27 protein-coding genes are annotated in these 22,223 nt (G+C 66.1%); 8 read left to right on the top strand and 19 right to left on the bottom strand.

Annotation, left to right across the window (positions count from 1 at the left end):
* Positions 1-155: 155 nt before the first annotated feature.
* The 4 genes from LGR69_RS30505 to LGR69_RS30490 all read right to left on the bottom strand — a co-directional run bounded on the left by LGR69_RS30505 (position 156) and on the right by LGR69_RS30490 (position 2,857).
* Positions 156-383 carry a hypothetical protein gene (locus LGR69_RS30505; protein ID WP_053608724.1) on the bottom strand — a complete coding sequence of 76 codons (228 nt, stop codon included), beginning with the start codon at positions 381-383 and terminating at the stop codon, positions 156-158.
* 322 nt (positions 384-705) lie between these two features.
* The gene (locus LGR69_RS30500; protein ID WP_053608725.1) at positions 706-1,509 is read right to left on the bottom strand and encodes a hypothetical protein; all 804 of its coding nucleotides are present in this window, start codon (positions 1,507-1,509) and stop codon (positions 706-708) included.
* Positions 1,510-1,547: 38 nt separating this feature from the next.
* On the bottom strand, positions 1,548-2,378 hold the full coding sequence (locus LGR69_RS30495) for a nucleotide-binding protein (RefSeq protein WP_230368379.1): 831 nt from the start codon (positions 2,376-2,378) through the stop codon (positions 1,548-1,550).
* Between the two features lie 41 nt (positions 2,379-2,419).
* Positions 2,420-2,857, bottom strand: a complete 438-nt coding sequence (locus LGR69_RS30490) for a hypothetical protein (protein WP_230368377.1) — start codon at positions 2,855-2,857, stop codon at positions 2,420-2,422.
* Positions 2,858-3,131: 274 nt separating this feature from the next.
* Here LGR69_RS30490 and LGR69_RS30485 point away from each other — a divergent pair, with 274 nt between their 5' ends.
* Together LGR69_RS30485 and mobF are read left to right on the top strand one after the other, a co-directional pair.
* The gene (locus LGR69_RS30485; RefSeq protein WP_230368375.1) at positions 3,132-3,431 is read left to right on the top strand and encodes a hypothetical protein; all 300 of its coding nucleotides are present in this window, start codon (positions 3,132-3,134) and stop codon (positions 3,429-3,431) included.
* A gap of 21 nt (positions 3,432-3,452) precedes the next feature.
* Complete coding sequence (gene mobF, locus LGR69_RS30480) at positions 3,453-7,301, top strand: MobF family relaxase (RefSeq protein ID WP_230368374.1); 3,849 nt, start codon at positions 3,453-3,455, stop codon at positions 7,299-7,301.
* 28 nt (positions 7,302-7,329) lie between these two features.
* Here mobF and LGR69_RS30475 read toward each other — a convergent pair whose 3' ends face one another.
* Both LGR69_RS30475 and LGR69_RS32275 read right to left on the bottom strand, forming a co-directional pair.
* The gene (locus tag LGR69_RS30475; protein ID WP_122163110.1) at positions 7,330-7,716 is read right to left on the bottom strand and encodes a helix-turn-helix domain-containing protein; all 387 of its coding nucleotides are present in this window, start codon (positions 7,714-7,716) and stop codon (positions 7,330-7,332) included.
* Entirely contained in the window at positions 7,698-7,850 is a 153-nt protein-coding gene (locus tag LGR69_RS32275) for a BrnT family toxin (protein ID WP_122163108.1), read from the bottom strand. The genes LGR69_RS30475 and LGR69_RS32275 overlap by 19 nt, the downstream gene beginning before the upstream one ends.
* A gap of 27 nt (positions 7,851-7,877) precedes the next feature.
* Here LGR69_RS32275 and LGR69_RS31960 point away from each other — a divergent pair, with 27 nt between their 5' ends.
* Entirely contained in the window at positions 7,878-8,165 is a 288-nt protein-coding gene (locus LGR69_RS31960) for a recombinase family protein (protein ID WP_368773574.1), read from the top strand.
* Between the two features lie 156 nt (positions 8,166-8,321).
* Here LGR69_RS31960 and LGR69_RS30465 read toward each other — a convergent pair whose 3' ends face one another.
* The 8 genes from LGR69_RS30465 to LGR69_RS30430 form a co-directional block, all read right to left on the bottom strand.
* On the bottom strand, positions 8,322-8,732 hold the full coding sequence (locus LGR69_RS30465) for a flagellar basal body rod protein FlgC (RefSeq protein WP_078947419.1): 411 nt from the start codon (positions 8,730-8,732) through the stop codon (positions 8,322-8,324).
* 139 nt (positions 8,733-8,871) lie between these two features.
* Entirely contained in the window at positions 8,872-9,588 is a 717-nt protein-coding gene (gene flgH / locus LGR69_RS30460; protein WP_370881420.1) for a flagellar basal body L-ring protein FlgH, read from the bottom strand.
* A gap of 95 nt (positions 9,589-9,683) precedes the next feature.
* Positions 9,684-10,373 (bottom strand): flagellar hook assembly protein FlgD, encoded by a 690-nt coding sequence (locus LGR69_RS30455; protein WP_078947417.1) that lies wholly within the window; start codon positions 10,371-10,373, stop codon positions 9,684-9,686.
* 119 nt (positions 10,374-10,492) lie between these two features.
* Positions 10,493-11,086: a DDE-type integrase/transposase/recombinase gene (locus LGR69_RS30450; RefSeq protein ID WP_078947416.1), complete on the bottom strand. Its 594-nt coding sequence runs from the start codon at positions 11,084-11,086 to the stop codon at positions 10,493-10,495.
* Positions 11,086-11,445: a transposase gene (locus tag LGR69_RS30445; protein ID WP_412768916.1), complete on the bottom strand. Its 360-nt coding sequence runs from the start codon at positions 11,443-11,445 to the stop codon at positions 11,086-11,088. Before LGR69_RS30445 ends, LGR69_RS30450 begins: the two co-directional genes overlap by 1 nt.
* A 636-nt stretch (positions 11,446-12,081) precedes the next feature.
* A complete protein-coding gene (locus tag LGR69_RS30440; RefSeq protein WP_053611529.1) occupies positions 12,082-12,495 on the bottom strand; it encodes a type II toxin-antitoxin system VapC family toxin in 414 nt (137 codons plus the stop codon).
* Positions 12,492-12,740, bottom strand: coding sequence for a type II toxin-antitoxin system Phd/YefM family antitoxin (locus tag LGR69_RS30435; RefSeq protein WP_053611528.1), 249 nt, complete (start codon positions 12,738-12,740; stop codon positions 12,492-12,494). The genes LGR69_RS30440 and LGR69_RS30435 overlap by 4 nt, the downstream gene beginning before the upstream one ends.
* Before the next feature lie 244 nt (positions 12,741-12,984).
* Positions 12,985-13,446 (bottom strand): hypothetical protein, encoded by a 462-nt coding sequence (locus LGR69_RS30430; protein WP_053611527.1) that lies wholly within the window; start codon positions 13,444-13,446, stop codon positions 12,985-12,987.
* Positions 13,447-13,893: 447 nt separating this feature from the next.
* Between LGR69_RS30430 and LGR69_RS30425 the strand changes: the two genes are divergently transcribed.
* Positions 13,894-14,388: a Ros/MucR family transcriptional regulator gene (locus LGR69_RS30425; RefSeq protein ID WP_230368372.1), complete on the top strand. Its 495-nt coding sequence runs from the start codon at positions 13,894-13,896 to the stop codon at positions 14,386-14,388.
* Between the two features lie 23 nt (positions 14,389-14,411).
* Here the strand turns inward: LGR69_RS30425 and LGR69_RS30420 are convergent, their stop codons facing one another.
* Positions 14,412-14,840 (bottom strand): hypothetical protein, encoded by a 429-nt coding sequence (locus tag LGR69_RS30420; RefSeq protein WP_053611207.1) that lies wholly within the window; start codon positions 14,838-14,840, stop codon positions 14,412-14,414.
* A gap of 389 nt (positions 14,841-15,229) precedes the next feature.
* On the opposite strand from LGR69_RS30420, the gene LGR69_RS30415 reads away from it, so the two are divergent.
* Complete coding sequence (locus tag LGR69_RS30415; RefSeq protein WP_053611206.1) at positions 15,230-15,691, top strand: Ros/MucR family transcriptional regulator; 462 nt, start codon at positions 15,230-15,232, stop codon at positions 15,689-15,691.
* Between the two features lie 627 nt (positions 15,692-16,318).
* On the opposite strand, the gene LGR69_RS30410 is transcribed toward LGR69_RS30415, so the two are convergent.
* From LGR69_RS30410 to LGR69_RS30395, 4 genes are all read right to left on the bottom strand, one after another.
* The gene (locus LGR69_RS30410; RefSeq protein ID WP_053611205.1) at positions 16,319-17,494 is read right to left on the bottom strand and encodes a YihY/virulence factor BrkB family protein; all 1,176 of its coding nucleotides are present in this window, start codon (positions 17,492-17,494) and stop codon (positions 16,319-16,321) included.
* A gap of 229 nt (positions 17,495-17,723) precedes the next feature.
* Entirely contained in the window at positions 17,724-17,972 is a 249-nt protein-coding gene (locus LGR69_RS30405) for a hypothetical protein (protein ID WP_053611204.1), read from the bottom strand.
* A 3-nt stretch (positions 17,973-17,975) separates the two neighbouring features.
* Positions 17,976-18,227 (bottom strand): hypothetical protein, encoded by a 252-nt coding sequence (locus tag LGR69_RS30400; RefSeq protein ID WP_142586139.1) that lies wholly within the window; start codon positions 18,225-18,227, stop codon positions 17,976-17,978.
* 71 nt (positions 18,228-18,298) lie between these two features.
* Positions 18,299-18,904, bottom strand: a complete 606-nt coding sequence (locus tag LGR69_RS30395; RefSeq protein ID WP_053622443.1) for a recombinase family protein — start codon at positions 18,902-18,904, stop codon at positions 18,299-18,301.
* Between the two features lie 342 nt (positions 18,905-19,246).
* Here LGR69_RS30395 and LGR69_RS30390 point away from each other — a divergent pair, with 342 nt between their 5' ends.
* The 3 genes from LGR69_RS30390 (at position 19,247) to LGR69_RS30380 (ending at position 22,112) form a co-directional block, all read left to right on the top strand.
* Positions 19,247-19,465 carry a hypothetical protein gene (locus tag LGR69_RS30390; protein WP_053611564.1) on the top strand — a complete coding sequence of 73 codons (219 nt, stop codon included), beginning with the start codon at positions 19,247-19,249 and terminating at the stop codon, positions 19,463-19,465.
* Positions 19,466-19,554: 89 nt separating this feature from the next.
* Positions 19,555-19,845: a PIN domain-containing protein gene (locus tag LGR69_RS30385; RefSeq protein WP_053611565.1), complete on the top strand. Its 291-nt coding sequence runs from the start codon at positions 19,555-19,557 to the stop codon at positions 19,843-19,845.
* A 413-nt stretch (positions 19,846-20,258) separates the two neighbouring features.
* Positions 20,259-22,112 (top strand): potassium transporter Kup, encoded by a 1,854-nt coding sequence (locus LGR69_RS30380; protein ID WP_053622022.1) that lies wholly within the window; start codon positions 20,259-20,261, stop codon positions 22,110-22,112.
* Positions 22,113-22,223: the final 111 nt, after the last annotated feature.

Genomic DNA, 22,223 nt, shown 5'->3' with positions numbered 1-22,223 from the left:
CAGTCTCACCGATCGTGCGCCGGAAAACGCCCTCGATTGCGCCTCCGCCACAGTTCGATTGCGCGCCGCTACACCTATAATGCTCGGGCCGGGAGACCGTGTGAGAGGCGGTGCTGTGGGAAACGGGGCACCGTTTATTGCCGGGTGACGGTCTGTTATTGCAGGCAGCCCGATCCGGCGTTGGCACGGATCCAGTTGGGCGCGAGGATGTCGCCGGCGTCCGTGATGATCCAGGGCGCGGCGTTCTCGGCGTCGATCGCCTCGGCCGCGGCGGCCAGGGCCGCGCGCAGCGTCGGGAACCGGCACGTCGCGGCGACGTGAGCCGGCGTGTCGCCGGGCCACAGGGTGAGGTCGGCGGGCTTGTCGAGGTCGGCGAGCGTCATCGGTGCGCTCCGGTCGCGGTCAGGGACGGCGCTATGCCCGAGGTGCCGCGCCCCAGGTAGATGCCGACGCGCCTGATCCGAGGGGCGGCCATGCACACGTGCGCCTTGTCGAACGCGGGGCCTGGATCCGCGCCAAGGGAGCCGACCAAGCCTTCGACGGGTCCGCTCAGGTCAATCTGTTCCCGGCTCGATCACGACAGCGCGATCACGGCTGGCCCCGGTTGGCGGTTCTTCATCGGATGAACAATCCAGCGCACCACCGGCCTGACGAGGCGAAACGGTCCCGACTCGCAGCGGAGGCCGTTTGGCCGTGCGTCTCGGCTCACTTCAGCAGCCAGGCTACGGGCTGCCACGTGACGACAACCCGCAGCACGCGGCGACCCACGAGTGCAGCAAACCCGGCTGCGATGATCAGCCAGGCTGGTCCCCAGTCCGTCAGCCAGTCCCGCAAGGCGAAGTACGATGCGTCCCAGAACCCCCCGACCGGCGGCATGGTGCCCTCGATCCAGAGCGGGAACTCGCAGTACTGCCGCTTCTGCGTCGGATCGGTCTTGCGCTGCAGCGGTCCGCAGGACTTGACCATCTGCTCGCGCATGTCCGGGTTGGCGGCGATCAACTTGAGCCACTCGGATCCGTCCGCGCGCGTGGCCAGTGCCGACCACTGCGCGGCTACGCTCGTGGCCTCGGCCCGTCCGATCCTGTAGCCGACACCGCCGCATACGACACCGCCGGCCAGGACGATCCCGGCCGCCCAAAGGCCGACCTCGCGCGCGCCGGTGCGCTCCATCCTCCTGAAATGCTCGCTCGCGCTCGCCGCGACCGCCGCGCCGGTCGTTTCCGCGAGCGTGGCGTGGGCCGCCTCGACCCGGGCGCTGGCGGCCTGGGCCACCGGGCCGACGGCGCGCCTGGCCGCCTGCTCGACCCGTTCGGGGACCGCGTCGATCGCCTCCGGGATGGTCCGGGCCGCCTTCTCCAACAGCCCCGTGACCGCGAGATAGACCCAGAGGGGATCGTCGGGATTGACCCCGAGGTCCATCATCCGCCGCCACGTCTGGTCGCGGAGCGCCGGGTCGAGGCCGAAGACCTCGGCTGCCCGGTCGAAATTGAGCTTGGCGTCGGGACGCATCGCGGGGCGGGGTCAAGATCAGCGGGCTGGACCTCGCCTCAGAGGCCGAGGAGGGAACGCAGCAGCTCGAAGGCGGCCGCGGACTCGCGCCGGTATCGTGCGACGTGCGAGCGCTCGACGATGGTCAGGCGTGATGCGGAGGCGGCTGTCGAGAACGGCAGGTCGTCGGCGTCGACCTTGGCGAACGTGCCGGCCGGCAGGGCGGGAAGGCTGATCTCGAGGCCGCCGAGTTCCTCCAGCAGACGTTTGCGGACCTTGCCGCCCCGTTCCTGACCGTCGCCGTCGGTGTAGCCGTGCCAGAAGGGGAAATCGGACTCTGCCTTGCCCCAGCGGGTGTTGCGAACGGCGACATGATCGACCCGGTCGCCGACCAGCTCGATCCAGCGGGCGATCGATTGGGTCGCGGCGACCTCCGACGAGATCAGGTGCAGGACGACGAGCCGGTAGCCATTCTCGTCGACGGCGGCCAGCAGGTCGTCGAGCCCCTCGCCCATGTCGGTGATGCGCGTCAGGTCAGCCAAGCTGCCGCCGGCGAGATCGTGGACGATCAGGGGCTCCTGCGTTCCGAGGCAGTTGAGCAGGGTGTGGCTCTCGGCGGCGTCGCGGATGTTGTAGTAACCCACGCCGACGGCCGGATCCTGCTCGTCCAGGACTTCGCCCGCCCCGTCCCGGGTCCCGAGAACCCGGACGAGGCCGCCGACGCTGCCGTCGGCGTCGTAGGCCGCCACGCGCGTGCCGCCCTCGCGCAGGTACTCTACGAGGGTGCGGGCGGTCACGCTCTTGCCGACGCCGCCCTTCTCAGAAGTGACCAGGACGGCCCGCTTCTGCTGTGGGGCGGTGTCCTTGCGCGCCTGTTGTGCCCTTGCCATGCTGCCCTTCCGATCCGGTGTCCAGGCCTGCCTTCCGCGGCCTAAAGATCCTTGTTGCTCATCCTGTGCCCGAGGGCGGGCGAGGCGGGAGACTGCCCGCGCGCCGGCACCTGATCGCGCGCGGCGGTGGAGCGTGGCTGCGGACCGGGCCGGTGTTCTGTGGGCGGCTGCGAAGTCTTAGCGGGTGACTTCGCCTTGGCCTTGCCGCGCCGTCGCACGGGCTTGTGGCCGGCGAGCTCGCGCGTGGCAGTCTGGACGTACTGCCGCAGCGTGGCGACGCTGAGCTTGACGCCCATCCGGGCAAGGAGTTCACGGATCTCGGCGTCGGTCTTACACTTGGCCTTGAGTTCCTTGATCTCCGGGAGCACGGCCTTGACCGCCTCGTAGGCGGTGGGCTTGCGGCTTGGGGCGTGCTTGATCTCCTCGCGCAGGAAGGCGCGGAGCTCGCTGTAGGGATCGGATTCGACGGCCTCACCCATCTCCATCACTCCTCGCGCGATCCTCGCAGTCCGCTCCGTCAGGCCTCTCACCGAGCCTGACTGGATCTGCGAACCGCTCAAACCCACCATCCTGAATGATCGGCATCATACCACGGCCGAGCTTACGGCCACGATAGCCGCGGGCGCCCTGTGGATAACCCTGGCCCTACGACCCAAAATCCAGACACATTACGCACCAATGGTGCTGTTTGACGGCCTAGCTTTCTGCTAAGCTGTTGCCAGATCGTACAGCTTGACTGTCAGGAGCTCACCCATGGCCCGCCGTCCCGTCCGTGTGTCCGTGGACGAGGCGCTCTGGGATGCTGTGGCGGCGGCAGCCCGGGCGCGCGGGATCGAGCCGTACCTGTTCGTCGAGGAGGCGCTCACCGCGGCGCTCGGCCCATCCGAGACTGTGGCGCGGCTGGTCGAGCTCGCGGATGCGGCGGCGTCGAGCGCCCGCGAGGCCTGGGTCAGTGCGGCCGAGATGCGCGATCAGATCCAGGTTATCAGCGACTTCATCGTCGACCTGTACCGGGCAGAGGCCCGAGCGAGCGACGATGCGAGCCAAGCCTAGACGCGAGCGGGTGCTCAGGCGATGATGACCTGCACGCGGATCACGAGCGTCGAGTACTACGAGTCGATGGCGCGCCAGATCCGGCGTGAGGCCGGATTGAGCGCGCCCGACAGCTCCCTCGACGACACGGCCGCGGCGTACGCCCGCAAAGTGGCGGCCGAGACCGCCTTGGAGGGCGCCGCCGCCTTCGAGGAGGCCTACACCGAGGCGTTCGACCGGGCGCTGGCGACGCTGCGCCGGGGCCACACGGAAGGCCGCGATCAAGTCGCCTACTACACGGATAACGGCGCGGGCGAGGCCAACGGCGTGTGGTGGACGCGCGGGTCCAAAGCCAGCCCGAGCGGTCCCGCCGATCCGTTCCGGTCCTGCCCGGACGGGGCCGAGGTCGACGGGCGCGTGCTGCGCGACCTCGCGGCCGGCCGCGACCCGCAAAGCCTGAAACCCCTGGTCCGCGCGTCGGCCAACGGCCGGCGCAGCGTCGGCTACGATCTCCAGTTCGCCGCACCCAAGAGCGTGAGCGTGCTGGCGGCGTTCGCCGGACCGGAGGAGCGCGCCCGGATCCTGGCGGCGCATGACCGCGCGGTGCGCCGGGCGCTCGACTACGCGCACGAAGCCGGCCTGATCGTGACCCGCACCGGGGCGCAGGGCCGGGAGCGGGCGCCGGCCGGCGGGGTGAGCGCGGCGGTGTACCGGCACTTCACCTCGCGGGCGCAGGATCCGCACCTCCACAGCCACGCCGTCCTGCTGAACCTGTGCGTGCGGGCCGACGGCACGACCGGTGGCCTCGACAACCGCGAGATCCTGCTGAACGCCGGCGGGATCGCGGCCTTGTACCGGAGCGAGCTGGCCGAGGGTCTCAGGGCAGAGCTCGGCTGCGAGGCGGTCAGGAGCGGGCGCAACTTCGAAGTCGCCGGCGTGGCCGAGCCCGTGCTGGAGCTGTTCTCCAAGCGGCGCATGGCGATCGAGCGGGCGGCGCAGGAGCAGGGGTTCGACACGGCCGACGACCGGGTCGCAGCGCAGGCCGCCGCCTTCGACACGCGGGCGGCCAAGGACCGGGAGAGGCCGCTGACAAGCCTGGAAGCCGAGTGGGACCGGCAATTGGTCCAATCCGGCTGGACGCGCGCGGCGCTGTTCGAGGGCGTGCGGATCGCGGCGGACGGGATCCGCGATACGCGGGCTGGCGCGCCCGCTGAGCGGCTGCAGCGCCTGGCCGAGGCCGGCCTCGCCGCGACCCTCGAGATGCAGGCGGTGCTGGCGGGGCGCGAGCTCGTCCGCCTGACCGCCGAGGCGCTGCAATGCGAAGCCGGAGCGGACGCCGTCCTAGAGCAGGTGGAGCGCATGCGCCAGGACGGCAGGGTGGTGGAGGTCGGGCGCTCGGCCGAGGGCCGGCCCGTCTACGCGACGCCCGCGATGATAGCTGTCGAGCAGACCATGCTGCGCGTGGCCTACGCCAGGCAGGACGAGCGGGCGTTCGTCCCGGCCGAGGTGGTGACGCGAGTCCTGGCGGACCGCCCGAGCCTGCGCCCGGAGCAGCGGGCGGCGGTCCGGCACGCGCTCAACCGCGACGGGGTGAGCGTGGTCGAGGGTAGCGCCGGATCGGGCAAGTCGTACGCGATGGCCAGCGTCGCCGAGGCAGTGCGGGCCTGCGACGGCGAGGTCTGGGTGATCGCGCCGAGCTGGAAGGCGGTCGACGTGATCCGCAATGATACGGCCACCGCCGAGGCGATGGCGCGGGCGGTGACCGGGTTCCTCAACCGGATCGACAAGGGTGAGATCGCGCTGGGGCCGCGGGCGGTGGTAATCGCCGACGAGGCCGGGATGATCGGCACGCGCGATCTCGCCGCCCTGGTCGAGGCGACGGCTGTCGCCGGAGCCAAGCTGGTCTTGAGCGGCGACACGCGCCAGCTCGTCCCGGTGCCGGCGGGCGCACCGATGCGGCTTCTGGTCAGGGCGCTGGGCACGAGCCGGATGGACGAGATCCAGCGGCAGCGCGGGCGCAGCGAGGCGGAGGGGGCCTGGATGCGGGCGGCCAGCATCGACTTCGCCGCGGGCCGGACCGCGAGCGCGTTGGAGGCCTACGATCGCGGCGGCGCGATCAACTGGGGGGCGAACCGCGAGGCCACGATCCAGGCGCTGGTCGACGCCTACGTGGACAGCCGCCTCGATCTCGAAGGGGCGGAGCGGACGCGGGCGGTGCTGACCGGCTGGAACAAGGACGTGCGCGAGCTCAACGCGCGGATCCGCGCCCGGCTCAAGCGTGAGGGGCTGCTGCCGGAGGGGGAGGACGTGGAGATTGTCGCGATCCCGCGCGGCGGCGGCCGAGCCGAGGCGTTGGCCCTGACGGTCGGGGACGAGGTGATATTCGGCGAGAGCGTGAAGATCGGCGACCAGACGATCCGCAACGCCGACCTGGCGCGGGTCGAGGCGATCTCCGGCGATCCGACCGACCCGGTGCTGACGCTGCGGCTAGTGAAGAACGGGGTCCGGCTGAGCGCCCTGTCGAGCGCGTTAGTCGGGTCCCGAAAACCGGGCGAGCCACGGGTGCCTCGGCTTCAGCACAGCTACGCCATGACCACGCACGCGGCGCAAGGCGTGACGGTGGACGAGGCGTACGTCGCCGACCTGCGCGGCGCGGGCGCGGAGGCGACGTACGTGGCGATGACGCGACACCGGCGCACGGTGCGGCTCTACGTCGACGCGGCACGGATCCGGGACCAGCTGGAGGCGGCGCGCTCCGGGGTTCGACCGGAGGAGCGCGGCCTGCCGGGCGGTCGGGAAGCTGCGCACCCCAAGATCGCGTCCATCGGCCAGAGCGAGATCCGGCAGGCCTTCTTGTCGGCCGCCGCACGCAGCGGCGGCAAGGCGAACGTCGCCGACTTCGCCGGAGCCGACCTGCGCACCTGGTGCGATGCGCCGGCCCAGGTGCGCGCTATCCCCCTGCGGCGCGACGGCAGGATGGGACTGGAGCGCGCGGGGTCTTGGAAGGAGACGATCTCCGGGATCGCCCCGGCCTCTGTGGGCACACCGTCACCGGCTGCCCAGGTACTGCGACAGCGCATGGAGGAGCGCCTGCATGCCCCCGCAACGTACCCAGTCCCGCGGCCGAGCCGAGCCGGTTACGCGATCCCGTTCACCTCGGACGCTCCGGGTCAGAAGGGGCGGATCAGCCGGCTCGCCGCGATCCTGTGGCAGGGCCTGAGGCGAGAGATCCGAACCGCCGCGACCGCGATACGGGGTCTGCTGCCGCTGCCCCTGGACCAGCTTCGCGCCGATGTCCTAACCGATCCTCGAGGCCGGATGGTGTTCGCTCACCGGGATCAGAGCGGCCGCCTCTTGGGGATCGAGCAGGCCGATGGGACCGGTGAGGGGGTGGAGAAGGGGCAGCAGGGTACGACGGGTTTGGTCGAGCTGGGGGATCGACGCTCACCGAAGCGGATCTACGTGGCTCGAACGAAGGCCGAGGCTCTGAGCCTGTATCAGCAGGACGGGCAGCCGGACCGTGCCCTGATCTGTGGCCTGGGCGGCGATGGTCCGGAGACCGGCAGCGCCCTCGCCCACGTCGTCGGTCGGCATCTGGATGCGGCCGTGCATCTCGCAATCGACGCCCGAGCGGACGAGGGGGAGGCGGAGGCTTTCGAAGCGTGGGTCCTCGCGGCCTTGCGCCAAGTGCACACGCCCGAGGCCCGCGTGACAATTCGCCGTTCCGTACCCCTGGAGCCGTCACCTAACGGAATTCACGTCGTAACAGCCGATCCGGTCTCGGAGATGAGAGGGCGTAAGCGGCGACGCGGCGAGCGAACCGGACAGGATCGCGGAATGGCGCGGCAGGTCCCCTTCGCACGCGCAACCCGTGAGACCTACGAACGATAAGTCACCGGTATTCGCACCCCATTTGCATTCAAGCAAACCGTCGCGCGCGACGCCGCCCCTCCGGTGGGCTGGAGGTCGGTTTTCCGAGCATTGCGACGGCGTGTGCCGGGTCAGCCGCCACGAGCGCCAGCAGCGTGCGTGCGGCTGGATCGGGCGGCGTGCGCCCTTGCTCCCAGTTTCTCACCGTCCCGGTCAGTACGCGCAGGAAGGCGGCGAACGCCTCCTGGGTCATGTCCAGCGAGCGGCGCAGATCCGCCGGTGCGGGCACCAGGATGTAGCCATTCGTAGAAGCGTCCGGATCCTCACCGTCCTCGCGCGCCTGCCGCTGGATCTCCTCTTCCGTCGTCGCTTCGAGGCGCTCCCGATCCAGGTCGGGAGCCGCAGCCAGGATGTTCTCTAGCGATCGCTTGACCATTTTCGGCGCTCCTTCCGATGGGCCCGACGGGCCGAGATGATCCAGCGAACCGATGCACCATTCCTGTCGAGGCGGTCGGTGAACACGACGACGTAGAGCGATCCGTCGATCCCACCGAGCGCCCGCAAGCGCATCTCCCCCTAGTCCCGGCGGTCGTCCACCTGCTCCAGCACAGGACCGAGTTCGAGCGCGAGCTGATTTCCGAGCGCACGAAGGCCGGGCTGGCCGCGGCACGGGCGCGGGGCCGCAAGGGCGGCCGCCCCTTCAAAATGACACCCGCCAAGCTGCGTCTGGCTCAGGCCGCGATGGGTAAACCCGAAACCTGTGTCAACGACTTCTGCGTCGAACTCGGCATTATCCGCCAGACCCTCTACAGGTTCGTCGGGCCGCGCGGGGAGATCCGCAGCGATGGCGAAAAGCTCCTCGCCTACAGACGCATGCGAAACTAGCCCACGTCGTCGCCAGGAACCCGCCAGAACCCTACCGTATATCGATGCCCCTTTAATGTTCAGGGGCAATAACACCAGCATCACATGCTTTTGCGCTACGACGATCCCGCGGCTTCATGCTAGGCCTAATCACGAGCTACAACAAGTAATAATTTATTACTTCAGAAGATCGATGGTGGCCTGGGTTACTGCATCTATCTTGGACGAAGCACTATAACTCAATTCATAGGAACGCGTCGCGGCCTGGAAATTCGAAAACTCGACCATCGTATCGACATTCGGCAGCATGACGAAACCGTTTTCACTCGCAGCGACGTTCGAAGGATCATACCGGGTTCGAAATGGGGTCGTATCCTTCACGATATGGCCGACCGGATCGTCATCGCTGTCTGGAACGATCGGGCTGAACACAGCAATCTTGCGGCTGTATGGTACACCTCCTGGATTATTGGCGGTCGCATTCGCGTTCGCTATATTCTCGGATATCGTACGAATTTGACCTTGCTGGATCTTACGTCCGGCTGCTAAAATATCTGAGGCGGATTTGAGCGAATTAACTTCCGGCATCGCATCATTTCCATTCTCGAATGATTATCAGTAATGTCCTTTGGTTCGGAGTGCCTGCTCCCGCGTCAGGTGCAGGGCCTCCTGCCGGTACATCGCTCGAACGCGCCCGGATTCATCCGCCCAACCGCGAGCCTGCGCTTCAGAACGGCAGCAAGATATCGACGATCTGCTGGCCGTAACGCGGCTGCTGCACGTCGGTGATCTGGCCGCGCCCGCCATAAGCGATCCGGGCCTGGGCGATCTTGGTCGAGTCGATGGTGTTGTCCGAGTCGATGTCCTCCGGCCGGACCACGCCGGCGACGATCAGTTCACGGACCTCGAAGTTGACCCGGATCTCCTGCTTGCCCTCGACCACGAGGTTGCCGTTGGGCAGCACCTGAGTGACCACGGCGGCGACGTTCGTCGTCACGGTCTCGGCCCGCTGGACCGAGCCGGTGCCGTCGTTGGCGGTCGCCGATTTCGCGCTCAGGAGGGCGGAGCCACCGACGCCGTACGCCTTGCCGACCGCGTTGTTCTCCAGTCCCAGCGCGTTCGGTAGGCCGAAGCTCTCGCTGTCAGCGCGTGAGCGTTTGGTCTCATTGGCGAGATTGGCCTTGTCGGTGACGTTGACCTTCACTGTCAAGAGATCACCCAGCCGGGCTGCGCGTTGGTTCTTGAAGAAGGCGCGGGATCCCGTGCGCCAAAGCGAGTTCGGCGCGTAGGAGACCGGTTGTACGTCGGGCATCGGCATGCGCACCGGCTTGTAGCCGGACTGGGTGGTGGGGTCCTCAATCGCCGACAAGGCCGGGGTTGCGCCGACCTGGGAGAGGCGGTCCGCGGTGTTGCAGGCGCCGAGCACGCCGGCGATCAGCGCCACGGCGACATGTCGTTCAAGGCGTGTCCTGAGGTCCCCGTGCAGCCCGCAGGAAAACTCGAATACTTCTACTGCAGATCCGTTCGAGGCCATCGCGCCTACAAACCCGACACCTGTTTGATCGCCGATGTCGTGACGCGATTTTTTCCGACCATGAGTGCTGGAGCGCTACCGGCGAGATCGATGCCATCGACTTTGCCGCTCACCGCCGTATCCACGATGACCTTCTGGCCTGATGCGTCAACGGCATCGACTTTGATGGTGTAGAGCCCAGCAGGAGCCTTCAGGCCCGATGATGTACGCCCGTCCCAGGAAAAACTTTGGGTTCCGGCGCTAAGAGGCTGCGTTTGGATGCCGACGACGGTGTTCTTGCTATCGCTGATCGTGATCGTAGCTTTGCTTGTGGCTCGAGGCGCGGAAAGACTCCAGGTTGCGCCGGAGCTTCCGAGTTCCGACGTTATCCCATCGGTGGTGATTGATTTGCCGATATAGCTTGAAAGGGAGGCGGCCTCGGAATTCCTCGCGCTGCTCGCGATCGAGTCCAGCCGGTCGTTGGATTTCAGCTGCTGCTCGACCTGAGCGAACTGTACCAATTGTTGAGTGAACTGATTTGTATCCATGGGCGAGAGCGGATTTTGGTTCTTCAACTGCGTGGTCAGCAGCGTGAGGAACTGAGTAAAATTGCCGGCTATCTGCTGATTGCCTGTAGTGCTGCTTGCTGCTGTGTTACTTGCGATAGCTGTATTTGAGGGCTTGTCGGACGGGCTGATTTTCAAGGGGACATTCATTATGTAGTGCGCCTTCTTACAATGGTTTCGCCTATTGGCCATTTCTATTGGTGGTTATGCATGCACTCGGATTGATCGCGATTTTCTAACATATCAAGTTATTTTATTGCCAAATATTTCTATCGATATGCGGATAGTAGCTTATGGTTAATAATTTCTTTCAGGTCATTCCAATGCAGGAAAGATTTGGAAATCGTATAGTTTCGGCTGGTCGTCCCAGTCACACCGACGAGATAGATCGGTAGCGGTCGAGTAGCTCGGTCATTCGGCTTCGCCCTCACAGTTGTAGGGGTTGCCGCGTCCGCCCATCGAACCGACGATCCCGTGCTTGACCAACACCTTCCGATACGCCTCGCCAGCGTATTGGGTTGACTGCCGCGGTCCGTGTGGTGGGTCAGTCCCGGTGCCGGCCGACGCCGCTCGATCGCCGCGCGCAGGGCCGCGACGGTCAGGCGGGCATCGATGGAACGGCTGAGCGCGTAGCCGACCACCCGCCGCGACCAGGCATCCAGGATGATCGCGACGTAGACGAAGCCGCCCATCACCGCGACGTCGTGATTCACCCGCCATCCTTGTTGGCGCAGGGCCGCTTGGACGCGGCGCCAGCCGTACGCTTCGAACGCGTCGCAGATCGCCGCCATCGCCTCGACGAGGGCGGTGTCGTCGGCAGCCCGCCTCGGAGCGTCGTAGTAGGTGGAGCGCGCCAGACCCATCAGCCGACGTCCCTCAGCGACGGAGAGGCTGTCGGGCCGGTGATCACGGACGTAGGCCCGCTTCTCGGCGGCCGTCCCTGACGCAGAGCCCCTTTTAAAAACTCAAGCTCAAGCGCTTGCCGGCCGACGAGCCGTTCGAGCGCGGCGATGCGCGCCTCGTAGGCTTGGATCGTGCCGGCGGCGGCCGCGTCGTCGTCGAACGCGCCGGTCTCGTACTTCTGCACCCAGACCCGCACGAGGTTGCGCGAGAGATCGTGGCGCTTGGCCAGGCCGTGCAGCGTCTCGCCGGATAGGTACTCCTGCGCGACCTGACGCTTGAACGCGACGCTGTGGGAACGGTGTCGTGCCATGGTCTTCATCCTTCGAAGACCTGGCCATCCGGTCAATCAGCCCTGCCCAATCCGCCCAACCCAAGGGGCCCACTCCAAAAAAGGGTCTGATCTTCAAAGCGATTTGACACACATGAGCTGCACGCGATCTGGAGACCGCTCGAGACCGAGGCATGGGCACGCGCGAAGAAGAAATGTGAGGAGGTCGAAGCGACGACCCAGGTGAAACAGGCGACCCCTCCACGCTCAGGCTCCCCCGAACCGGAAACGACATCGCCGCCGCTACGAACGCGACCGGTCAAGCGCGACGGCCATGGCCGGTAAATTCAAGCTCGGCAGAACGGGTCAAGGCCGAGGAACAGCACGATGATCTCTCCTGGAGCGAAATGCCGCGCGAAGGAGTGCGTCTGATCGAGGAACGCGGGTGCACTTGTTGGCCCTCGGCGCTGCGATCGTGCAAGGCCTTGAAGACGCTGACCGGGTCCCCCCGGCCGCTCGGGTCCGAAGTCGAGTGGTGAATGAGTTAAGGCAAGCTCGACGATAGCAGGACACGATTGCCGTCTTCACCGACGATGTCGAAGCCGACTACAAGCGTATCGGTGACTACATTGCAAGGGGCAATCATCGGAGAGTGGTGAGCTTCATCAGATTTGGATGTTGCAAGCGTCAGATCGACAGCGACACGCCACACGCCGAGGCGGCAGAACGTAGTTCCATGTCGCGAGAAGCGAGCGGCAGGCCAAGCCGAACCGCGAGCTCGAGATAGCTGGCATCGTACACCGTCAAGCGATGCACCTGCGCGAGTGCCAGCGTATCCGTCCAGGCGCGCGCTACAGCTTGTCCGTCGATGTGGATCTGCAACTCGCCCAGGAGCACCAAAGCCTGTTGGCGTTCCGCCGGCATGATGCGACCGCGTCGCTCGGCCATCAGCAGCACGTTCGCGACCTCGAACGGCCAGAGCGCGGGCGCGACTGCGCCGGCCGCGGCCACCGTATCGAGCAGTGCGTCCGTCGCAGCGTCACTCTCGCCGGGCAGCACCCACGACAGGGCCGCCGAGCAGTCGAGGACGCAGTGGCTCACCGCCGGCCTTCGTCGCGGTAGCCCTTCAGGTCAGTCCAGGCAAACCGCTCGCCGCGCCCCGCGATCCCCTCTCGCAAAACGCGCAGTTTCTCGACCGCCATATGCGGACGATCGGGTATGGAAGTGGGCACGAGGCGGGCCACGGCCTTGCCGCGGCGCGTGATGACGATCTCGTGCCCCCGCTCGACCTGATCGAGGAGAGCGCTGAGACGGTTCTTGGCATCGAAGACGCTGACCGGATCCATACCAATTCCTAGCTAGGATCCGTTAGCTAGGCAAGTTAGCGATGTGGGCCTCGGGATCGGCCGCGTTCAGTGAACAAGCTGTCGGCCTGTGTCTTAAGGGGCACCAGGCTGTGAGCCATCGACATCTGGCCATTCGGGTGCTCACGAAGCCGGTCGGCATCAGAACTCCGCGCCGATCCACACCCGATCTCGGCAGAGTGCGATGGCGGACGTGCTCGAAGCGTTCAGGAGGTAACAGCCGAGCTCAGACCCGCGCAAACAAGTCGAGCTGCTCCGCCGGCAGGCGAGCGCGTGACTGTCGGGTAAGAGCTGAACGCATCGCTCTGGGTACCGAAAGAACCGGCAGGGCGACACCGGGCTTGCCGTAGAGTACGGCGCCGACGATCCGGCAACCATCGCCGCGATGGAATACGTTCGCGGTGTGCGGCCCGGCCCGCAGGATCTCCTGCACCAGCGGCTCCTCCACGCTCATATCGGACACGGCGGTCAGCAGACAGGCGAGCCCGGCCGCCGCGATGTCGAACGACTGAAACTCGGCGGCTCGCTGCCGCCAGATCTGGCGCACGGCTCCGGCGCTCGTCTGCGCGAACGGGTTGGGAGCGCACTGCGTCGCTGCATCGGCGATGAAGGCCGCGATCACATGCCGCTCGGCGATGTGGACGGCTGCGATCAGCGAAGCGGTGAGCTGGCGGCGGCTGATCGACATGTCGCTCCGACGATTCCACCCGGATCGCGAGCGGCCATTTCGAAGGAGAGCGACCGTACGCGGTGGTGTGCATCCCGCTTCTCTATAGGGGAGCGCATCGGTCCCGGCAGACCGCTGGGGCCACACGGATCGCGAATGGCTCAGCTCGTTGACGCCCGCTGCGCGGTATGCACAGACGGGGCGTGGCGCGGTCCCGGCACGCCGCCGATGCTGGCCCGATCGTACAGGATCTGATTTCCGCGCGCAGAGGGGAGAAGAATGGGTACGACGGAAACTGCGCAGCAACCATCTGGATAAGTGCCGTTGAGGCCGAGAGCGGTGTTTGAGGTTTAGTCCGGACGCGGCGTCAGGAGCTTTTCCTCGTGAGGGTGCATTGCGCTTTCGTGCGCGGCGATACAATATCTTATCACTCTCAAGAATAGGTGCGACGTGGACGAGAATACAGGGATGATCGAGGCCATCGGCTACATCGAGCTGACGGTGGGGCTCGTCTCAGCCTATGTGGCGAACAATTCCGTTCCCGCCGCGGAGTTGGCGACGCTGATTGCTACTACGCACGCCGCGCTGGCCGGCCTCGGCGGCTCTGCTACGCCGGCTACTCCGGCGGTCGCGAAGGCGACGCCTGCCCAGATCCGGAAGTCGATCACCCACGGGGCGCTGATCAGCTTCGAGGATGGCAAGCCCTACAAGACGCTCAAGCGGCATCTCACGGTGCTGGGGCTCGATCCTGAAGCCTATCGTGAGAAGTGGGGGCTGCCGCGCGACTACCCGATGGTGGCGACCAGCTACTCCGAGGTGCGTTCGGCGCTGGCCAAGAGCGTCGGCCTTGGACAGCAACGCCGGAAGGCGGTTCCGAAGGTCGCTGAAGGCGCTGAGGCCGTCGCAAAGCAGCCGAAGCGAGCGGGCCGGGCGCGGAAGGCCAAGATGTCGGCTGAGGCGTAGCGGTCGAGAACCGGGGCGTCCATTCAGGCGTAGGGTCCTCGAAACAGATCCCCGAGCGCCTTGCGCCGAAACAGGGTGAGCCAGCGCCGCCTCCGGTGCTCGGGGCGGTCGTGGATCAGATGGCAGCGCTGGCAGAAGGCCACGAGGTTCGCGCCCGCGTTGTTGCTGGTGTCGTGGTCGCGATGGGCGGCCGCCAGCACGACCCGCGTCCGGCGCACGCGCCCGAGCAGATCGACCGCACCGACGGCCACGCGCACGCGCCTGCCGCGCCCGTCACGCCAGGCGCCGACTTCGCGATCCCACCAGCGGCCATCGCCGAGGTGGAACACGGTCTGTCCGTGCGGGCGCTTACAGTTCTCGCAACGGCCGCCGGCGCGCCGGAAGCGGATCATGGCCGAGAGCTGCGGCCAGTCGATCGGGTAGAAGAAGCGATGCTCGGGCCGGATCGGCATAACCCGATCCTGCCACAGCTTGGCCGGACAAGCAGCTAAAGGTGTGCCTTCCTCATTACCTGAACAAGCTGGCATGGGCCTCCGAACCGCCCATGGGTGCTCAACTCGCCGCATCGTCTCCTACTCCCGTCGGACCGTAGTTCGGCTGAGCTTGAGCTCACGCGCGACGGCAGAGGCACCTTGCTCTTCGCGCAGGAGCCGCACAAATCACTAATCGGCTCAACAAAGTCTTTTCGATCCAGCCTACCTGTTTGATGCGGTGGTATACATCCAGACGTTCGGGTTATGATCAAGTACGGAATTGTAATGTGGGCGGATATTGACTTAGATTTCTTTATGGTCTGAATACGGCGGCGGTCGAGCCGCCGGATCAATCGGGGACGCACGAAGTGGCGGAAAAAACCTTAGCTTGTGATGCCGATCTCATCGAACTGGTCGCCGAGATCGTCGCCGCTTACGTGTCGAACAATCCGGTGCCGGCCTCCGAGCTGCCGCCCCTGATCGCGCGCGTGCACGGCGCGATCGCCGGGCTCGTCTCCGGCACCCCGACGGCCGAGAGCGGCCCGGCGGCGCAGAGCGACGTCGAGAAGCCGAGCCCAGCGCAGATCCGCAAGTCGGTCCGGCACGACGGGATCGTCAGCTTCATCGACGGAAGGATCTACAAGACGCTCAAGCGCCACCTTACGGTGCATGGTCTGCATCCGCGGAGCTACCGGGAGCACTACGGCCTGCCGGCGGACTACCCGATGGTCGCCCCGAGCTACGCCGAGCAGCGCTCTGCCCTGGCCAGAGCGATAGGGCTCGGCCGTCCCGGTGCCATGGCTGAGCGCAAGGGCCGCAGAACCACCTGACCCCTCGGCTGTACCCTGGATGGAAGGCTAAAGCGGAGACTACAGGTCAGTCGCCAGAGCCGCCTGGGCCATGCGGCTGACCAAAGCATCATGCCGCGCCTGACGCAGGACGATGCGCGCGGCGGTCCGCGCGTTGACGGCTCGCATCTCGGTGCTCGGCGAAGCTGTCGCGCTTGATCGGCTTTGACGAGACGACCGTAAACACAGAAGCGCTTCTTGTCTGAGAAAAGACAAATACAGGCGCTGTAGAATGCATCGAGCTTCTTGCTTGGCGCGCCATCTGTTGATATTAAAATTTACTTATCACATCTGTCTCTACCATTAGGACTCCTATTTATAAGCATCATAGTGCTTCATTATTATGAATTCATTTTTTACGTGGGAAAGGCAGCTTGAGGATCACTGCTATGCTCGCGGCGGGCGCATCCTGACTCTGCAGCGTTTTTGGACCTTGCCGCGAGCCTGGCGCGCTGCCGTGAGCCTCGGAATAGGCCGCCAAACAGCCCGCGCGTCTGGGCTGGATCCCGGCACGAGTGGGGCGTTCACGGCGACGGATTGCGGTTGGCAGAGCCGAGTGCAACGGCGTGCTCCGTTCCGCGGCTCGCTGCCCGACGGCCTGCGTCGAGGCTAATCGTTCTCAGCAACAGCGACCGTGTCGGCCATGCGGGCCCGGCGCGCGCCCAGGGGGTGCGGTTTGCCGACGGTGGTGTCCTCGGCGGTCTGGTGCTCCATCTCGGCGTTCACCTGGGCGCCGACCAGCACGATCATGGTCGAGAGCCAGATCCAGGTCATGAAGCCGATCGCCGCCCCGAGCGAGCCGTAGGTCTTGTTGTAGCTGCCGAAATGGTCGACGTACCAGGAGAACAGGGCCGAGGCGACGAGCCAGAACACGGCCGCCAGGGCGCCCCCGGGCGTGACCCAGCGCCAGCGCGGCGCGTCCCGGCTGGGCCCGTAGCGGTAGAGGACCGCCAAGCCACCGAGCACGGCGAGCAGGAGCACAGGCCAGCGAAGCAGGTTCAGCCACGATGCTTCCTTGCCGATGCCGACATACGCGAGCACCACCGGCAGGACCACGATCGCCGACAGCGCTAGAGCGAGGAACAGCAGCGCGCCCGCGGTGAAGCCGAGGGAGATGAGGTTGAGCACGAAGAAATTGCGCTTTTCGCGCTCATTGTAGACGAGGTTGAGCGCGTCGAAGACGTGCTTCACGCCGCCGTTGGCGCTCCAGACCGACAGGGCGACACCGATGATCAGGCTGAGGCCGAGGGTGGTGTTGCCATTCTCGTTGAGCCGCTTGACCTGGTCGCCGATGATCTCGATGGCCCCCTGGGGCAGGATGCCTTGAAGGCTGGCGAGCTGTTCGTTGATGGTCGCGGCGTCGGCGATGAGCCCGTAGCAGGACACGAGAGCCGCTACCGCCGGGAAGATCGCCAGCAGCGTGAAGAAGGTGACGCCCGCCGCGATCAGCGACAGCCGGTTCTCGCCGATGTCGTGATAGGTACGTAGAGCGATGTCCTTCCAGCCCTTGGCGGGGATCTCGGTCGGCTTCGATGCTCGTCGGCCGCGGTCGGCCTGCGTGCGCGCCATCTCCTGAGCCGCGGTGCCGGTGTGAGACGGGGAAGGCTTCCGTGCCGCTTCAGCCTGATCGTCTCCGCGCCGCGGGAGTTCGGCGGAGCTTGTACGGGCTCCACGCCGCGGCAGAGCCACGACGCCGAGAAGAGCGGTGGCCAGCCCTACCGTCCATATGAGAGCGTTCGTTTGCTCCCGGCTCGGCGGGGTGCGATCAAGCTTCGAGGATGTCATCGGCGAACCCCGCACGTCAGGCTGCGCTGTAGCAGCCCGCGCAACAACGGGAAGCCATCTTAAACGTTGCAGAGGATTGGCCGCGAGGCAGTATCAAGACGCCCGTACATAGCACTGATTTTTCCACGGGCGGCCTGCTCCTGCAGCCTCATCATTCCCCCAGAATGACAGCTATCGGGACAAGTATCGAACCGGTCCTCCAATGCTATGGTATGACCGCCGACCGGGTTCAGCTATCGTCCTCGTAGTTGCTGCACTTCGCCTCTTGGCGCGCGAGGTCGAGAACGCGCCGCCGACCCACGGGATCGGTGATCGTGCCCCACAAGCGCAGCAGCTCGAGCAGCGCGACATCCTCGTCAGGCTTCGACCCGAGGAACGTCCCTACGGGCTTGCCGAGCAGATCGGCGATCTCACGAAGCCGCCGGTAGGTTTGGGATCCTGAAGGGTTGGAGTTCTCATCCTCATCAGAAGACAGCACGGTTCAGATCTCCGCGTGGAAGCGCCGGGTGTAGTCGCCGCTCAGCGTCGCCAGCCGACCCTGCAGCTCCAAAACCTCGACGCGATAGCGGCGGGCGTGCTCCTGCATCGCGGCGGCGAAACAAGGGTCGATGTCCTCGTGTGCAGCCCGGGCCAGCTCGTCCGCCCGCGCGTTCATGGCGACGATCTGCGTGAGCGCGGCACTCATCAGAGCGAGCATCATCTCGCGCACGCTCTCAGACGTCGGCTCGCGCATGGCCTGAACCCTCTGCCGCAGCCGCAGCCAGTATGCCACCGAAGCGGACAGCCGACCATCCGATCATTCCCTCAGCCGGATTGTCCCTGGGACTCATGCGCGCGCAGCGCCGCCTGCACGCGTCGGATCGTGGCCCGGCTGACCTTGAGCTCGCGCGCCACAGCCGAGGCGCTCCGGCCGTCGCGTAGGAGCCGTTCGGCCTCTCGCCGCCGCTCCGGCGTCAGGCTCGCCGGCCGGCCGACCGTCTTGCCCTCGGCCCGCGCCCGGGCAAGCCCCGCCTGGGTGCGCTCGATCAAGAGATCGCGCTCGAACTCGGCGACCGCGTTGATCACGCCCATCGTCAGCTTGCCGGTCGAGCTGGTCAGGTCGACGCCGCCGAGTGCGAGGCAGTGCACGCGCACGCCGAGGGCGTCGAGCCGCTTGATCGTACCGCCGACGTCCATGGCGTTGCGGCCGAGCCGATCGAGCTTGGTCACGACCAGGACGTCGCCGCGCTCGAGCCGGTCGAGCAGGCGGACGAAGCCCTTGCGCTGGTCGGTGGCGACGCTGCCCGAGACCGTCTCGGTGATCACCCGCTGTGGTTCGACCTGGAAACCCGCGGCGGCGATCTCCTGGCGCTGATTGTCGGTGGTCTGTCCGAGAGTGGACACGCGCAGGTAGGCGAAGGTGCGGGGCATGGTCGCGATCCGGCCGGAAACGATGGCCGAAACTAGAGCATGGCCGAAACCGCCGCAAGGCTATGTTACGGCCAGCCGCGAATGACATGGCCGAAACCGGTCGGTTCCGGCCATGCCCTTGCGGATGAGAACCATGGTGGATCCGACGAGAATGCCATTATGCCGATTTATGGTAGATACTGAGTGCTGACCATACCAGCTCATGATGGAAGGCCGATCACATCGTGCACAGCGAGGTATCACGTCCTGAGCACCACACTTTCCAAGATCGACTTAGTTGGTCGCCTGATCATCCCTGCTCAGGCTCGCAGGGCTCTCGATCTGGATTACGGAGGTCCGGTCGTGCTGACCCTGGTGGACGGTGAGCTGCGGGTTCGTTCTGTCGCCACAGCCATGGCGGCGCTGCAGGCCCAGGCTTCTTCATACCTGGCCGGTGACGACGCCTCGGTCGCCGCCTTCCTCGTGGCTCGCCGCGCGGAGGCCGGTCCGGAAGAGGAGACATCGGTAGGCACGCAAGATCAGGTGAGCGCAATCACGGCGGAGCTTGTTCGTGACGCGTAGCGTCCTCGATGCCTCGGCGCTGCTCACCTATCTGCCGCCAGGAGCTTGGCTGGGAGCAGGTGCGTCAAGCCTTTACTGGGACCACTACGATGACGAGCGTGAGCTTCGGCGAGGTCGCCGGATGGATGGTGCGCAACGGGGCCGATGAGGCAACGGTGCGGGCGCTACGGGATGGCCTCGTGTACCCTCTTACGCCGGTCGACGACCTGGCTGTTCGCGCGGCCCTGCTCAAGCCGCTGATCTTGTCTAAGGGACCCGGGATCGGGGACCGGCTCTGCCTCGCGCTGGCCGCCCGCACGACCGCGGTCGCGCTCACCGCCAACGCCTGGTTGGCCGAGGTTGCCGGCGCAGTCGGCGTCGAGGTTCAGCTCATCCGATAAGCTTGGGGGCGAGCGCACAGCGTTATCCAACATTACAAAATCCGGCCTAGTTCATCGACAGCGATGTACTTAACCGGCCGGCTCGCAGTCCCTCCCCGGCAACCTCTTAAAAATTTTGAATAGATAACAGAGCAGGTAATAGACTCAAATTCTCTTTCTGAGATGATCGGTCCAAGGGCCTAAAACACCAACTTCTCCTTTCCCGATCTGACGGCTGGAGAGCTGTGCGGACATTGGGGCATATCCGCCGCCGATCGCGCGGATCTATTTCGGCTCTCCAGGCGTCTGAACCCAGGAGAGCCCTCAAGCGCAGCGCCCGTCGCGCTCGGCTCGTCGTGAGCGGAGTTCAACCGGTGGCTGTCGCGATCCAGGCAAACGAAGCACAGCTCCCGGCACGAACCGCCTCCGTCGCTCTGTCCCTGGGCGCACTCGGCATCGTCTACGGCGATATCGGCACCAGTCCGCTCTATGCGCTCAAGGAGACCGTCAAGGTCGCAGCCGCAAGTGGCCCCCTCCAGCAAGACGCGGTGCTCGGCTCCGTCTCCCTCATTCTCTGGTCGCTGTTCCTCATCGTCGCGCTTAAGTATGCCATCTTAATCCTGCGCGCGGACAATCATGGCGAGGGCGGCATCGTGGCCATGCTCGCCCTGCTCGGTGCCCGGCACGCACCTCCCCGCTCTTGGCGCGCCCTCTTGCTCGTCGTCGGCCTGATCGGCGCCGCGCTGCTCTACGGCGACGGAGCGATCACCCCGGCCATCTCGGTGCTCTCGGCCGTCGAGGGCTTGAAGGTCGATGCCCCCGGCGTGACGCCCTTCGTGGTGCCGGCCACCGTCGTCATCCTGATCGGTCTGTTCTCGGTCCAGCGGAAGGGAACCGGCTTCATCGGGCGCCTGTTCGGACCCGTCATGCTGCTGTGGTTTGCCACCATCGCGGTCGTTGGCGCGGCCGGCATCCGACAGAACCCAGAGATCCTGGCGGCTCTGAACCCGTTCCACGCCGTCCATTACCTAGTCACCGCGCATCTGCCGGTCAGCTTCGCCATGCTGGGTGCGGCCTTCCTGGCGGTCACGGGCGGCGAGGCGATGTACGCCGATCTCGGCCATTTCGGGCGCGCACCGATCCGTATGGCGTGGTTCACGATCGTGCTGCCCGCCCTCGTGCTGAACTACCTCGGCCAGGGCGCGCTGCTGCTCTCGAACCCGGAGGCGGTCGACAACCCGTTCTTCCAGCTCGCGCCGGGCTGGATCCACTACCTGCTCGTGGCGTTCGCCACGCTCGCCACGGTGATCGCCTCCCAAGCCATCATCTCCGGTGCGTTCTCCTTGACCGAGCAGGCGATCAAGCTTGGCTTCTTCCCGCGCATGCGCATCGTCCACACCTCCGGCGAGGAAGCCGGGCAGATCTACGTGCCGATCGTCAACTGGCTCTTGGCGATCGCGACGCTGGGCGCTGTGCTGGCCTTCGGCTCGTCGGACGCGCTCGCGGGCGCCTACGGTATCGCGGTGTCATTGCTGATGGTGATCACCACCGTCTTGGCGGCGCTGATCGCCGTGCACTGGGGCTTCAACCTCGCCCTCGTGCTCGCCGTCAATGGCGCCTTCCTGCTCGTGGATCTGACCTTCTTCAGCGCCAACACGCTGAAGCTGTTCGAGGGTGGCTGGTTTCCGCTGCTGTTGGCGGCGGGCGTGGCCTTCCTGATGCTGACGTGGCGGCGCGGTACGCAGCTTGTGGAAGCGGCTCGGGTGCAGCTGCGCATGCCTGAGGAAGAATTCCTGCGTCGGGCCGAAGCCAAGCATCTGCCGCGCATCCCGGGCACAGGGGCGTTCTTGACCTCGGCCGAAGATGGCATGCCATTGCCGCTGATGAATTTCGTGCGCCACCTTGAGGTGCTGCACGAGCGCGTGCTGCTGATCACGGTGCAGACCCTGGACGTGCCGCATGCCTCCGAGGCCGAGCAGGTCGCGGTGGTGCCGATCGCTCAGGATGTCACGCGGGTCATCCTGCGCTTCGGCTTCATGGACACCGTGCACGTCCCGCGCGCCTTGAGGCGGGCGGGAGAGGACGGCAGGCTGCCGGGCGTCGACGTGGACCGCCTGAGCTACTTCATCAGCCACGAGACGGTCGTCGCCTCTGAGAAGCATCCCGGTATGGCGGGTTGGCGCGAGGAGATCTTCGCACTGATGCAGCGCAATGCCGAGGAGACGGCGAGCTACTTTTGCGTGCCGGCCCGTCAGGTGATGGAGGTCGGCACCGAGGTCGAGGTGTGAGTGGAGGCTCTCATGGGATCAATCGTATGCCCCGTGTGCGGACTCTCGGACTTCGAGATCCACCCGCAGGCGGAAGATGGGCTTGCGGCGGCCGCGGTGTGGACGGACGCG

This window comes from Methylobacterium brachiatum (genome assembly GCF_020523825.1).
In the GTDB taxonomy this organism is placed as follows: Bacteria; Pseudomonadota; Alphaproteobacteria; order Rhizobiales; family Beijerinckiaceae; genus Methylobacterium; species Methylobacterium brachiatum.
The sequence above is the reverse complement of the archived record's forward strand: the minus strand, read 5'-3'. Positions and strand labels throughout refer to the sequence as shown.